Raw genomic sequence first — 13,469 nt, forward strand, 5'->3', positions numbered from 1 at the left:
GAGGAACTGCACATGCCCTACATCATGCAAACTGTCGTCCTTCTGGTGCTGGGCGCGATCCTCGTTCAGTTTCTGAAACCATACCCGCTGCGCAAGTGGCTGGGTTTGGCGCTGCTGGCAACGGGCTTGGTCAGCATCTTCAAGGTTGGTGAGCAGCAGGTGCTGGGCTTTGACCTGGAGCTGCTAGCACTGCTGGCCGTGCCGCTGGGCGTGGTGCTTTTCCTGACGCGGCGGCGGTTCACGGAGGGGGACTGAAACCCTGGCACGATTTCTCGGTGCCGTCTCTGACCCAAAATCATATGGGACAACAGTCGATCAACAGCGCGTTGATCGATGATCTTAGCGTTGGACCTTGCCGGCGGATTGGGGGTTACTTTGAACATACTGGTAACTCCTAACGTAGGTTAGATGCCGCCAAAATCACTGCTAAATGATGGGTGGCGGCTGTAACGCAGGCCAGGTGCAGTCGGAAATGTGTAATGCCACATTGACCAGCCTCGCCAACTCTGCGGGCGCGGCCTAATTCTGATCCTAGACAGCACGGATCTAGCGCAAAATCAGTACAACCACGGTACAGTACTCAGCTTGAGCAACCCTCTCAAAATTACGCTTAACACCACGTATTACGGGGCCTCCAGCTATGCCAACCTACGTTCACCTACGAACGCTTTCTCTAGGCATATCACCTCTCCCAGCAACTCATAATGTTTTGGTCCACGGTTCAACTCCGTGTGGGCCCACCAAACAAGAAAGCCGCGCTAATGCGCGGCTTTTGGCTTTCTGAGATTGACGTTTGGTCTTAGGGTTCAGACCAGACGAGCCACCAAGGCGACGACAACAAAGGTCACCATGGCCAGCGCGGCGCCGAGCCCGAACGGCAGTAGTATCGCTCGGGTCGCGGTGGGGGCCGGGCTACGCATGTCTTCAGCCAAAGCAGCCACGTCTCGGTGCAACTGTTCAATGCTGGCTTGAGTCGTGGGAGGTAAGGACATACAGCGTCTTCCTGTCGGGGATCAGATCGCGCCTTGTGCGCGGCTCCGAGGCGGGTCGTGCGTCATTTTTCCTGTCTGTCGTCTAGGTTATATTTTGCGCGGACGGTGGGTTATCGGATGACGTCCGCCAAGGTTGTAGGCAAACTCCGAGAATTGCGTAATGGGCGCATTTGGGCACTTTGCCGCCTTGTTGGGCTTTTTTTTGACGGGATACTCTCCGGACGTCGCTGCCAATCAGCTTACGTCCAAACGCCCAATGAAGGGATCGCCTGCACCGGCTGCAACCGCTCAAGCACTTCCCCCGTCAACACAACCTCATACGTATCCGCCGGCCGCCCCCACTGCTCCACAATGACCATGCGCTCTACCAGAAGCCCTGCCAATCCAGTAATCGTCTCGGCCAATTCCTCTACGATTTCTTGGGTGCGCAACCACAAGCGATCATTAATGTCTGTCAGCTCAGCAATGATGCGATCAGACAACGCTGGATCCGTATCGGGATAGGCGATATTTCGAAGCAAATACCGCAACTCCCTTATTTTTGCGTGATCCTGTTCCGCTCCAAACTCTCCTTTCAGAATGGCTGCCGCTTTCGACTTATCGACGCGTTTCTCGGGCGAATGTTTTGGAGGCAATGTCTGCGCCATGGCGCCGGCGCAGAGGACCATCATCCGGGCTTCCAAATGTTCCTTCATGGCTTCGATCGACGTAATCGACCGCGTCAAGGTAATGGAGGCCCCGCCATGGTGCGTCAGGCCCATGGTCACTTTCAGGGTCACATCACCCGTTTCAAAACCCAGGGCTCGGGCCACGACGTAATGCCCCATTTCGTGATTGGCAATCTGCAGTGCATAGTCGCGCAGAGCCGCCGGCATGCTCTTCATTTCGATCCCCTCGCTTCACAGCCCCTGGTTGCGCATTCGACTACGAGTGACAATTTGTGTCCATCCAATTAACCCGTCGAGGGCATGGACTGCCTGTAATATGCCTGCCCATTGCTCTGTACCGCTGGAGATACCCTTTGCCTGACACTCGCCCGCCCGTTCTCGACGAAATCGACCGCCAATTGATCGCCGCCCTGCAGATCAATGCCCGCGAAAGCGTGGCCATGCTCGCCCGGCAGTTGGGGATCGCCCGCACCACCGTCACGTCGCGCCTGGCGCGGCTGGAAAAGGCCAAGGTGATCACCGGTTACGGTGTGCGCCTGGGTCAGCGCGTGATCGATGGAGGGTTGCAGGCCTACGTCGGGATCACCGTGCAACCGCGCTCCGGCAAGGAGGTGCTGCGGCGGCTCAGCGCCATGGCTCAGGTGCAGCAGCTGTGCGCGGTGAGTGGCGAGTTTGATTATGTGGCGTGGTTGCGCACCGATTCGCCGGAGCAGCTGGATCAGTTGCTGGATCAGATCGGCAGTGTGGATGGGGTGGAGAAGACTACGACTTCGATCATCTTGAGCAGCAAGATTGATCGGGGGCAGCCGGTTTGAGTTTTACCCTGGGGTCACGTGTTGTCGGCTAGCCCCCACATTGAACAGTGTGCAGCAGCAGATCGTCGTATTGCACAAACATTTAGCAAAACGACGACACATTGCGTCTTATTAACGTGTTCTACGCTCTCTAGAATGGCGACCATCTTTTCCTATACTCAGACGCGCATCCTGCGTCGGGTCGCCAGCAAGGTCAGCCATGAACAAGAACAATCGCCATCCTGCAGACGGTAAAAAACCAGTCACTATTTTCGGCCCGGACTTTCCTTTCGCCTTTGACGACTGGATCGAACACCCGGCCGGCCTGGGGAGTATTCCAGCGCACAATCACGGCGCCGAAGTGGCGATTGTCGGGGCTGGCATCGCCGGTCTGGTGGCCGCCTATGAACTGATGAAACTGGGCCTGAAACCCGTCGTCTACGAAGCCTCGAAAATGGGCGGTCGTCTGCGCTCCCAGGCGTTCAACGGTGCCGAAGGCATCATCGCCGAGCTCGGCGGCATGCGCTTCCCGGTGTCGTCCACTGCGTTTTACCACTACGTCGACAAGCTCGGCCTCGAGACCAAGCCCTTCCCGAACCCGCTGACCCCCGCGTCTGGCAGCACGGTGATCGATCTGGAAGGCAAAACCCATTACGCACAGAAACTGGCGGATCTTCCTGCTCTGTTCCAGGAAGTGGCTGACGCTTGGGCCGATGCCCTGGAAGACGGTTCGCGCTTCGGCGAGATCCAGCAAGCGATCCGCGATCGCGACGTGCCGCGCCTCAAGGAATTGTGGAACACCTTGGTGCCGCTGTGGGACGACCGCACGTTCTACGACTTCGTCGCCACCTCCAAAGCCTTCGCCAAGCTCTCATTCCATCACCGCGAAGTGTTCGGCCAGGTCGGTTTCGGCACCGGCGGCTGGGACTCGGACTTCCCCAACTCGATGCTGGAAATCTTCCGCGTGGTAATGACCAACTGCGACGATCACCAGCACCTGGTGGTCGGCGGCGTGGAACAAGTGCCCCAGGGCATCTGGCGCCATGTGCCGGAGCGTTGCGTACACTGGCCGGAAGGCACCAGCCTCAGCTCGCTGCACAACGGCGCGCCACGTACTGGCGTGAAGAAAATCGCCCACGCGGCAGACGGCCGTTTTGCGGTCACCGATAACTGGGGCGACACCCGCGAGTACGCAGCAGTACTGACCACTTGCCAGAGCTGGCTGCTGACCACCCAGATCGAATGCGACGAGAGCCTGTTCTCGCAAAAAATGTGGATGGCCCTGGACCGTACCCGCTACATGCAGTCGTCGAAGACTTTCGTGATGGTCGACCGCCCGTTCTGGAAGGACAAAGACCCGGAAACCGGCCGCGACCTGATGAGCATGACCCTCACCGATCGCCTGACCCGCGGCACCTATTTGTTCGATAACGGCGACGACAAGCCTGGGGTGATTTGCCTGTCGTACTCGTGGATGAGCGACGCCCTGAAAATGCTTCCACACCCCGTGGAAAAACGCGTGAAACTGGCTCTGGATGCGCTGAAGAAGATCTACCCGAAAGTCGACATCGCCGCGCGCATCATCGGCGATCCGATCACCGTGTCGTGGGAAGCCGACCCGCATTTCCTCGGGGCTTTCAAAGGTGCCCTGCCCGGTCACTACCGCTACAACCAGCGCATGTACGCGCACTTCATGCAGGACGACATGCCGCCCGAGCAGCGCGGGATTTTCATCGCCGGCGATGACGTTTCATGGACACCGGCGTGGGTTGAAGGCGCGGTGCAGACCTCGCTCAACGCGGTGTGGGGCATCATGAAACACTTCGGCGGTGAAACTCACGCCGAAAACCCGGGTCCAGGAGATGTGTTCAACGAGATCGGTCCGATCGCCCTGCCCGAGTAAGAGGAATCCGAAATGCGCGTAGCCCTTTACCAATGTCCACCGCTGCCCCTGGATGTCGCAGGCAACCTGCAACGCCTGCATCAATTGGCGCTGGAGGCCAAGGGCGCGGATTTGCTGGTGCTGCCGGAGATGTTCCTGACCGGCTACAACATCGGCATTGATGCGGTCAGCGTGCTGGCGGAGGTGCACAACGGTGAGTCGGCGCAGCAAATCGCGCGCATCGCCAAGACGGCGGGGATCGCCATTTTGTATGGCTACCCGGAGCGTACCGAGGACGGGCAGATCTACAACGCCGTGCAGTTGATCGACGCCAATGGCGAGCGGCTGTGCAACTACCGCAAGACTCACTTGTTTGGCGACCTCGATCATTCGATGTTCAGCCCCGGGCCGGATGAGTTTCCGTTGGTTGAACTCAATGGCTGGAAGCTTGGCTTCTTGATCTGCTACGACCTGGAGTTCCCGGAAAACGCCCGGCGTCTGGCGTTGGCCGGCGCCGAGCTGATCCTGGTGCCGACGGCGAACATGATTCCCTACGATTTCATCGCCGACGTCACCGTCCGCGCCCGGGCCTTCGAAAACCAGTGTTATGTGGCTTATGCCAACTACTGCGGGCACGAAGGCGAGATCCAGTATTGCGGCCAGAGCAGCATCGCCGCGCCGGATGGCAGCCGTATCGCCCAGGCCGGCCTTGATGAAGCGCTGATTGTCGGTGAGCTGGATCGCCAGCTGATGATCGATTCCCGCGCCGCCAATCGCTACTTCCTCGATCGCCGTCCCGAGCTGTACGGTGATCTGAACAAGCGCTGATCCACGAAGGGGGCGTTCTCAATCAGTTTCCCCGGCGCGGTGTGGAAACTCATTGAGAACGCCCCCTAATCCGCTAGCATTAGCGCTTCTCTGTTCTGGAAGTGCTCATGCCTGCGCTGAATCACCCCCACCTTCACACTGAAACCCTGGCCACCGGCCTGCGGGTGACGCTGCGCCATGCTCCCGGTTTGAAACGCTGCGCCGCGGCGTTGCGGGTCGCTGCCGGCAGTCACGACGTGCCATTGGCTTGGCCGGGGCTGGCGCACTTTCTTGAGCATTTGCTGTTCCTGGGTACAGAGCGCTTTCCCGCCCAACAAGGGCTGATGGCCTACGTACAAGGTCATGGCGGGCAGGTGAATGCGCGCACCAGCGAACGGACAACAGACTTCTTTTTCGAACTGCCACCCCAGGCGTTCAGCGCTGGACTGGAGCGTCTGTCGGACATGCTCGCCCATCCGCGTATGAATCCGGACGATCAGCGGCGGGAACGGGAAGTGCTGCACGCCGAATTTGTCGCCTGGTCGCGGGATGCCACAGCCCAACAGCAATTCGCGCTGTTCGATGGGCTCTCGGCGGCTCACCCGTTGCGGGCGTTTCATGCTGGCAACCGTTACAGCCTGCCGATTCCGCAGCCCGAGTTTCAGCAAGCCTTACAGGGCTTCTATCAGCGGTTTTATCAGACCGGCCAGATGACGCTGAGCCTGGCCGGCCCGCAGAGTCTCGACGAATTGAAAGGGATGGCGCAGAAGTTTGCCGCGGCCATTACCACCGGGGAGAAAGTCCCTCAGACAAAGCCCACCCTGTTGATGGATTCTTCGGCCAATAGTTATCAACAGGCTGGAGAACGTCGGCTGGATCTGCTGATCACCCTCGAAGCGCTGCCCGACTCATCGCCCGAAGCACTGGCGTTCCTGTGTCATTGGTTGAATGCCGCAAAACCCGGCGGCCTGTTGGCACAGCTGCAAAACTCTGGGCTGGCGGACAACCTGAAAGCCGCGCCGCTCTACCGCTACGCCGGGCAAGCCTTGCTGCACATCGAATTCACGCTGCGGGCGAACGCCACGCAACCGGGCAGCGCAATCCGCGAACGGCTTCTGGATTGGCTGGGCTTTTTTGCCTCCCGTCAGGATTGGGCTCAATTGCGCGAAGAGTACGCAACCCTGCAGCAGCGCCAACAGCAAGTCAGCAGCGCCTTGCAACTGGCCCAACGGGACAGCGAGCAACTTGAACCGGGGTTATCCGAACAGGGCGTTGTCGCACTCAAGGCAATCCTGAAACAAATCGGCGCTGTGGATAACTTCACCGGCCAGTGGCAACTGCCAACGCCCAATCCGTTTTTGCGTACCGAGGCTCCAGCCGCGAATGCCGGGTTGATTCGCGGCCAGACCAGCGCTCATCGCGGCCTGCGGACCTTTGCCCAGGATCGCTCGCGCAGTCGCCGCGAGCGATCGCCGATGCAGTTCAGTCAGGCATTGCCGGATAACACGGATGAAGGTGCGGTGTATCTGCGCTGGCGCCTGGAATCCGCACCTCACAGCCGTCTTCAGACGAATCTGGAAAACAGCCTGGGGCCGTTGCGCGAAGATGCACGTCAGGCGGGTGTCGACGTTTCCTTCAGTGCATCGGGCAATGAATGGCTGCTGAAACTGACGGGCCTCCAGGAGCCGATGCCAACAGTCCTCGAGCATGTGCTGAAAGCGCTGACACAACCTGATGCCCGTTTCTCGCAAGAAGCACCGACGGCCCCCCCGTTGATGCCGATTCGACAGTTGCTCAAGGCGCTGCCCGATTTATGTCTTCAACACGCCGCGACCTCAGAAGACTTGCAGCAACTCTGGTCGAGCGCACGTTGGGATGGCCTGGCGACTGGTCTGTCGGCCCAAACGCAAGCAGCGATGGGGCTGGTCTTGAGTCGTGTGCCGGGAACGCCAGACCATCAATCGACGCCGCCTTTATCGATCGCCTCACAGCATCTCTGGAACGCCGTCGATACCGGTTCCAGCGAACACGCGCTGTTACTCTTTTGTCCGACGGCCACCCATGAGATCGCCGATGAAGCCGCCTGGCGTTTACTCGCACACCTGTGCCAGACACCGTTCTACCAGCGCCTGCGGGTGGAACTGCAACTGGGTTACGCCGTGTTCAGCGGGCTGCGCCAGATAAACGGGCAGACGGGGTTGCTGTTTGGCGTGCAATCGCCGAGCGTCGCGCCTCTGGACCTGCTGCAGCACATCGAACTGTTCCTCAGCGAACTGGAAGGGATGATCGAAAGCATCGACGAAACCGCTTTCATCACTCAGCGCCAGGACTTGGCCGATCAATTCGACAGCACCGCCCTGCCCAACGCCCAGGCCGCCGAACTGCTCTGGCAAGGCAAACTGGCCGGCCACTCGTCGGATTACCTGAAACGCTTGCCTCAGTCGATTCTAATGATCGAACGTGAAGCCTTGCTGGCGGCAGCGCAACGACTGAATCGGGCCGAAGGTGGCTGGCGCTGTCTGGCCAGCGGACCTTGCCCGACTACGCGTTGGCAAGTGGCAAAATGATCATTACCGGCGCTGCAATTAGCTTTCTCAAAGATTCGCAGCCAATCACTCTGTAATTTTGAGTAACATAGCCACCTAACTATCTGAACATCTCCGGCTGGAGGTGGACTATATGTGTAGGTCTCAACTGTCCCATCCACCTGAAGGAGCGCTTCTATGTCCTGGTCCAAACCTGCTTACACCGACCTGCGTATCGGCTTCGAAGTCACCATGTACTTCGCAAGCCGCTAAGCTCTGCCGTTTGGTAGAGAATGCAGTGCTACGCCTCGGCTTGCCGGGGCGTTTTTATTTTCAGTTTTCCATGATGGAGCGGCCATGTTTGTCCAGATTCTAGGTTCCGCCGCCGGCGGCGGTTTCCCCCAGTGGAACTGCAACTGCGCGAACTGCGCAGGTTTTCGCGACGGCAGCCTGCGGGCCGAGGCGCGTACCCAGTCGTCCATTGCAATTTCCGATGACGGTGTGAACTGGGTGCTGTGCAATGCTTCGCCGGACATCCGCGCCCAGCTCCAGAGTTTCGCGCCGATGCAGCCGGGACGCGCGCTGCGTGATACCGGCATCAGCGCAATCATCCTGATGGACAGCCAGATCGACCACACCACCGGCCTGCTCAGTTTGCGCGAAGGCTGCCCGCATCAGGTCTGGTGCACTGACATGGTCCATGAAGACCTGAGTACCGGGTTCCCGTTGTTCACCATGTTGACCCACTGGAATGGCGGGTTGAACTGGAACCGTATCGAACTCGATCAGAGCTTCACCGTGCCGGCCTGCCCGAACCTGCGCTTCACCCCGCTGCCCCTGCGCAGCGCCGCCCCTCCGTACTCGCCGCACCGCTTTGACCCGCATCCGGGCGACAACATCGGCCTGATCGTCGAAGACCTGGGCACCGGCGGCAAACTGTTCTACGCACCGGGCCTGGGCAAGGTCGATGCACCGCTGCTGAAAATCATGGCCAGCAGCGATTGCCTGCTGGTGGACGGTACGATGTGGGATGACGACGAAATGCAGCGCCGTGGTGTCGGCACGCGCACGGGGCGGGAAATGGGCCACTTGGCGCAGAACGGCCCCGGCGGCATGCTCGAAGTGCTGGAACAACTGCCCAAGCAGCGCAAAGTGCTTATCCACATCAACAACACCAACCCGATTCTCGATGAGGATTCGCCAGAGCGTGCGGAGCTGGCCCGTCGTGAAGTTGAAGTGGCCTATGACGGCATGAGTATTGTGCTGTAGCGGATGGCCTCTTCGCGGGCAAGCCACGCTCCCACAGGGATAGCGCTATCTCTGTGGGAGCAGGCCTGCCCGCGAAGGCGCCCGACCAGACACCAAAGAATCCACCGGTTGTTCCCCCGGAGAACCGCAATGACTGATACCCCAATGTCCCCCGCCGAATTCGAAGCGGCCCTGCGCGCCAAGGGCGCCTACTACCACATCTATCACCCGTATCACGTGGCGATGTATGAAGGCCGGGCGACCCGCGAGCAGATCCAGGGCTGGGTCGCCAACCGCTTTTACTATCAGGTGAACATCCCGCTCAAGGACGCTGCCATCCTGGCCAACTGCCCGGACCGCGAGATTCGTCGTGAGTGGATTCAGCGCCTGCTGGACCATGACGGCGCCCCCGGCGAAGACGGCGGTATCGAAGCCTGGTTGCGTCTTGGGCAAGCGGTCGGTCTCGACCCGGATCAGTTGCGCTCCCAGGAGCTGGTGCTGCCCGGCGTGCGTTTCGCCGTGGATGCCTACGTCAACTTCGCCCGCCGGGCCCGTTGGCAGGAAGCCGCCAGCAGTTCGCTGACCGAGCTGTTCGCGCCGCAGATCCACCAATCGCGCCTCGACAGTTGGCCGCAGCATTACCCGTGGATCGACCCGGCCGGCTACGAATATTTCCGCACACGCCTGGGCCAGGCGCGCCGGGATGTGGAACACGGTCTGGCGATCACGCTGCAGCATTACACTACGCGGGAAGGCCAGGAGCGCATGCTGGAAATTCTCCAGTTCAAACTGGACATTCTTTGGAGCATGCTCGATGCCATGAGCATGGCCTACGAACTGAACCGCCCGCCCTACCACAGCGTGACCGAACAGCGGGTCTGGCATAAAGGAATCACCTTATGAGTTTCGATCGCAGCAAAACCCCGACATGGCGCCCCGGCTACCGTTTCCAGTACGAACCGGCGCAAAAAGGCCATGTGTTGCTCTACCCCGAAGGCATGATCAAACTCAACGATAGCGCGGCGATGATCGGCGGCTTGATCGATGGCCAGCGGGATGTTGCGGCGATCATTGCCGAACTGGGCACGCAGTTCCCCGACGTGCCCGAGCTCGGTGACGACATCGAGCAATTCATGGAGGTCGCCCGTGCTCAGCACTGGATCGAACTTGCCTGATTTCGTGTCAGACAAGTTACCGCCCAAGCCCGAAATCGGCCTGCCCCTTTGGCTGCTGGCCGAGCTGACCTATCGCTGCCCGTTGCAATGCCCGTACTGCTCCAATCCGCTGGATTTCGCCAAGCAAGGCCAGGAATTGACCACTGAGCAGTGGATCAAGGTCTTTCGCGAAGCCCGGGAAATGGGCGCGGCGCAGTTGGGCTTTTCCGGTGGTGAACCGCTGGTGCGCCAGGACCTCACCGAGTTGATCCTTGAAGCGCGCAAGCTGGGTTTCTACACCAACCTGATCACCTCCGGCATCGGCCTCACCGAACAGAAAATCAGTGACTTCAAGAAGGCCGGCCTGGACCATATCCAGATCAGCTTCCAGGCCAGCGACGAGCAGGTGAACAACCTGCTGGCCGGCTCGAAAAAAGCCTTCGCGCAAAAACTCGAAATGGCCCGTGCGGTGAAGGCACACGGCTATCCGATGGTGCTGAACTTCGTCACCCATCGGCACAACATCGACAAGATCGACCGGATCATCGAGCTGTGCATTGCCCTTGAGGCAGACTTCGTCGAACTCGCGACGTGCCAGTTCTACGGCTGGGCGCAGCTCAATCGGGTCGGCCTGTTGCCGACCAAAGAGCAACTGGTTCGCGCCGAACGCATCACCAACGAATACCGCGCCAAACTGGAAGCCGAAGGGCATCCGTGCAAGCTGATTTTCGTGACGCCGGACTATTACGAAGAACGTCCGAAAGCCTGCATGAACGGCTGGGGCAGTATTTTTCTGACGGTCACACCAGACGGAACCGCCCTGCCCTGTCACGGCGCCCGACAGCTGCCGGTGCAGTTTCCCAACGTGCGCGACCACAGCATGCAGCACATCTGGTACGACTCGTTCGGCTTCAACCGCTTTCGCGGTTACGAGTGGATGCCCGAGCCGTGCCGGTCCTGCGACGAGAAAGAAAAGGACTTCGGCGGCTGCCGTTGCCAGGCGTTCATGCTCACGGGTGACGCGAGCAATGCCGACCCGGTGTGCAGCAAGTCGCAACATCACGGCGTGATCCTCAAGGCTCGCGAAGAAGCCGAGCACGCGACCCAGACCATCGAACAACTGGCCTTTCGCAATGAACGAAACTCACGCCTCATCGCCAAAAGCTGAACCCTTGAGCGCCGCCAGAGCCGTCGCGGCCGGCATCGACTTCGCCGAGTTGCAGGTCGGGCCACATGGCCTGTTCTGGAACGAGTACCGCCCGGAGGATGCCGCCTGCCGGATCTGGCAGTGGCGCGACGGTCAGGCTCATTGCCTGACACCGCCCACCTTCAGTGTGCGCAGCCGGGTGTACGAATATGGCGGCGGGTCGTTTTGTCTGACCGATGACGGGCTGGTGTTCGTCAACGAGGCCGATCAGCAGCTGTATCGGCAATCACTGACCGATGGGACGCCTGAGGTACTGACTGCAAGTGAATGCCGTTACGGCGATCTACAATTTGCCAACGGGCAGGTGCTGGCGGTTGAAGAGCACCGCGATCGGCATCGCCTGGTGGCGATCGATCTGGCTGACGGCCAACGTCATCTGCTGGCCGAGGGTGCCGATTTCTACGCGGCACCGGCCCTGAGCCCCGACGGCCGGCGACTGGCCTGGATCGAGTGGAATCGCCCGGATCAGCCCTGGACCGCGACTCGCCTGATGGTTGCCGAGCGACAGCGCGATCACACCTTTGCGCAGCCGCGTTGTGTGGCCGGCGACGGTCCTCAGGAGTCACTGCAACAACCGAGATTCGATGCCAGCAATCGTCTGTATTGCCTGACTGATCGCGGCGGTTTCTGGCAGCCGTGGGTGGAGTCGACAGAAGGTCTGAGCCCACTCCCGAGCGCTGCTGCCGACCATGGACCGGCGCCCTGGCAATTGGGTGGTTGCACCTGGTTACCGCTAAGCGAAGACACTTATCTGGCGAGTTGGACCGAAGAGGGGTTTGGGCGACTGGGGCTGTGTCATGGCGATGGCTCCCGTGAGGATTTCACGGGCGACTACAGTCGCTTCCGCCATCTCGCACAGGATGAGCAGTTCATTTACTGCATTGCCGCTTCACCGGTCAGTTCGGCGGCGGTGATTGCCATTGACCGCACAACCCGGCAGGTAAAGACCCTCGCCGGTGGTGTGGTACCCCTGCCCGCCGATCAGATCAGCCGCCCGCAAACCCTGCGTTATCCGAGCGGTTCGGGCGAGGCCCACGGCTTCTTCTACCCGGCGATGACCGGCGACTCGAAACCACCCTTGGTGGTGTTCATTCACGGCGGGCCGACGTCGGCCTGCTACCCGATGTTCGACCCGCGAATCCAGTATTGGGCACAACGGGGCTTCGCCGTGGCCGACCTCAATTACCGAGGCAGCAGCGGCTACGGCCGCGCTTATCGCCAGGCGTTGCATTTGAGCTGGGGCGAGGTGGATGTGGAAGATGCCTGCGCGGTGGTCGGCTATCTGGCCGAACGCGGGCTGATCGACGGCAACAACGCATTCATCCGCGGCGGCAGCGCCGGTGGCTACACCGCATTGTGCGCACTGGCCTTTCACAAGGTATTTCGTGCGGGCGCCAGCCTGTATGGCGTCAGTGATCCTGTCGCTCTGGGTCGCGTCACCCACAAGTTCGAAGGCGATTATCTGGACTGGTTGATCGGCGACCCGGTGCAGGACGCCGAACGCTACGCCGCGCGCACGCCACTGCTGCACGCGCACAACATCAGTGTTCCGATGATCTTCTTTCAGGGGGAACTGGACGCCGTGGTGGTGCCGCAACAGACCCGCGACATGGTCAAGGCATTACAGGACAACGGCATTCTGGTCGAAGCCCATTACTACGCCGACGAACGCCATGGTTTTCGCAAGGCCGGCAATCAGGCCCATGCGCTGGAACAGGAGTGGTTGTTTTATCGGCGGGTGATGGAGTTGGCGGTCTGACGTCTGCGCCCAATACAAATATTTGTGCCGCCCCATTCGCGAGCAAGCCCGCTCCCACACTTTGATCTCTGGTGTTCACAAATAATCGGTTCGCAGAAGCTCCAGTGTGGGAGCCGGCTTGCTCGCGAAGGCGATCCAACCAGCACCGCGAAACTCAGCGCTTGGCGATGATATACACCGCATGCACGATCCCTGGAATGTAACCGCACAACGTCAGCAGAATATTCAGCCAGAACGCCCCAGCGAAACCGACTTGCAGAAACACACCCAGTGGCGGCAACAGAATGGCGATGATGATGCGAATAAAGTCCATGGGGCGGCTCCTGATTGAAGTGGGCTCGTGCGAGCCATACAAATAGTCGACCTGTGCCGTTCATCAGGGTTCAGTTGTGGTTCGCAAGCGCCTCGAAAAGAAAAAAACGCCCCACGCGAA

Annotated in this window: 14 protein-coding genes; 11 read left to right on the forward strand and 3 right to left on the reverse strand. The window is 60.0% G+C overall.

Going from position 1 to position 13,469, the window contains the following annotated elements; genetic code table 11:
- Positions 1-12: 12 nt before the first annotated feature.
- The gene (locus tag PSH64_RS27500) at positions 13-255 is read left to right on the forward strand and encodes a hypothetical protein (protein WP_054594326.1); all 243 of its coding nucleotides are present in this window, start codon (positions 13-15) and stop codon (positions 253-255) included.
- Positions 256-806: 551 nt separating this feature from the next.
- Here PSH64_RS27500 and PSH64_RS27505 read toward each other — a convergent pair.
- A complete protein-coding gene (locus PSH64_RS27505; protein WP_305479227.1) occupies positions 807-992 on the reverse strand; it encodes a hypothetical protein in 186 nt (61 codons plus the stop codon).
- Between the two features lie 239 nt (positions 993-1,231).
- Entirely contained in the window at positions 1,232-1,876 is a 645-nt protein-coding gene (locus tag PSH64_RS27510; RefSeq protein ID WP_305479228.1) for a peptidase M41, read from the reverse strand.
- Positions 1,877-2,013: 137 nt separating this feature from the next.
- On the opposite strand from PSH64_RS27510, the gene PSH64_RS27515 reads away from it, so the two are divergent.
- From PSH64_RS27515 to PSH64_RS27560, 10 genes are all read left to right on the forward strand, one after another.
- Complete coding sequence (locus tag PSH64_RS27515) at positions 2,014-2,475, forward strand: Lrp/AsnC family transcriptional regulator (protein ID WP_007936532.1); 462 nt, start codon at positions 2,014-2,016, stop codon at positions 2,473-2,475.
- Between the two features lie 199 nt (positions 2,476-2,674).
- A complete protein-coding gene (locus PSH64_RS27520) occupies positions 2,675-4,357 on the forward strand; it encodes an NAD(P)/FAD-dependent oxidoreductase (RefSeq protein WP_305410321.1) in 1,683 nt (560 codons plus the stop codon).
- A gap of 12 nt (positions 4,358-4,369) precedes the next feature.
- Positions 4,370-5,164, forward strand: a complete 795-nt coding sequence (locus tag PSH64_RS27525) for a carbon-nitrogen hydrolase family protein (protein WP_305479229.1) — start codon at positions 4,370-4,372, stop codon at positions 5,162-5,164.
- 107 nt (positions 5,165-5,271) lie between these two features.
- The gene (gene pqqF, locus PSH64_RS27530; protein ID WP_305479230.1) at positions 5,272-7,710 is read left to right on the forward strand and encodes a pyrroloquinoline quinone biosynthesis protein PqqF; all 2,439 of its coding nucleotides are present in this window, start codon (positions 5,272-5,274) and stop codon (positions 7,708-7,710) included.
- 156 nt (positions 7,711-7,866) lie between these two features.
- Positions 7,867-7,941: a pyrroloquinoline quinone precursor peptide PqqA gene (pqqA, locus tag PSH64_RS27535; protein ID WP_009045898.1), complete on the forward strand. Its 75-nt coding sequence runs from the start codon at positions 7,867-7,869 to the stop codon at positions 7,939-7,941.
- A gap of 84 nt (positions 7,942-8,025) precedes the next feature.
- Complete coding sequence (pqqB, locus tag PSH64_RS27540; protein ID WP_305479231.1) at positions 8,026-8,937, forward strand: pyrroloquinoline quinone biosynthesis protein PqqB; 912 nt, start codon at positions 8,026-8,028, stop codon at positions 8,935-8,937.
- A gap of 129 nt (positions 8,938-9,066) precedes the next feature.
- Positions 9,067-9,819, forward strand: coding sequence for a pyrroloquinoline-quinone synthase PqqC (gene pqqC / locus PSH64_RS27545; protein ID WP_007936521.1), 753 nt, complete (start codon positions 9,067-9,069; stop codon positions 9,817-9,819).
- The gene (gene pqqD / locus PSH64_RS27550) at positions 9,816-10,091 is read left to right on the forward strand and encodes a pyrroloquinoline quinone biosynthesis peptide chaperone PqqD (RefSeq protein ID WP_305479232.1); all 276 of its coding nucleotides are present in this window, start codon (positions 9,816-9,818) and stop codon (positions 10,089-10,091) included. The genes pqqC and pqqD overlap by 4 nt, the downstream gene beginning before the upstream one ends.
- A gap of 4 nt (positions 10,092-10,095) precedes the next feature.
- A complete protein-coding gene (pqqE, locus tag PSH64_RS27555) occupies positions 10,096-11,238 on the forward strand; it encodes a pyrroloquinoline quinone biosynthesis protein PqqE (protein WP_305481214.1) in 1,143 nt (380 codons plus the stop codon).
- Positions 11,204-13,036 carry a S9 family peptidase gene (locus PSH64_RS27560; RefSeq protein WP_305479233.1) on the forward strand — a complete coding sequence of 611 codons (1,833 nt, stop codon included), beginning with the start codon at positions 11,204-11,206 and terminating at the stop codon, positions 13,034-13,036. Before pqqE ends, PSH64_RS27560 begins: the two co-directional genes overlap by 35 nt.
- 154 nt (positions 13,037-13,190) lie before the next feature.
- Here the strand turns inward: PSH64_RS27560 and PSH64_RS27565 are convergent, their stop codons facing one another.
- Positions 13,191-13,349: a YqaE/Pmp3 family membrane protein gene (locus tag PSH64_RS27565; protein WP_007904205.1), complete on the reverse strand. Its 159-nt coding sequence runs from the start codon at positions 13,347-13,349 to the stop codon at positions 13,191-13,193.
- Positions 13,350-13,469 lie beyond the last annotated feature (120 nt).

The sequence above is a fragment of the Pseudomonas sp. FP1742 genome, assembly GCF_030687145.1.
Taxonomy (GTDB): domain Bacteria; phylum Pseudomonadota; class Gammaproteobacteria; order Pseudomonadales; family Pseudomonadaceae; genus Aquipseudomonas; species Aquipseudomonas frederiksbergensis_D.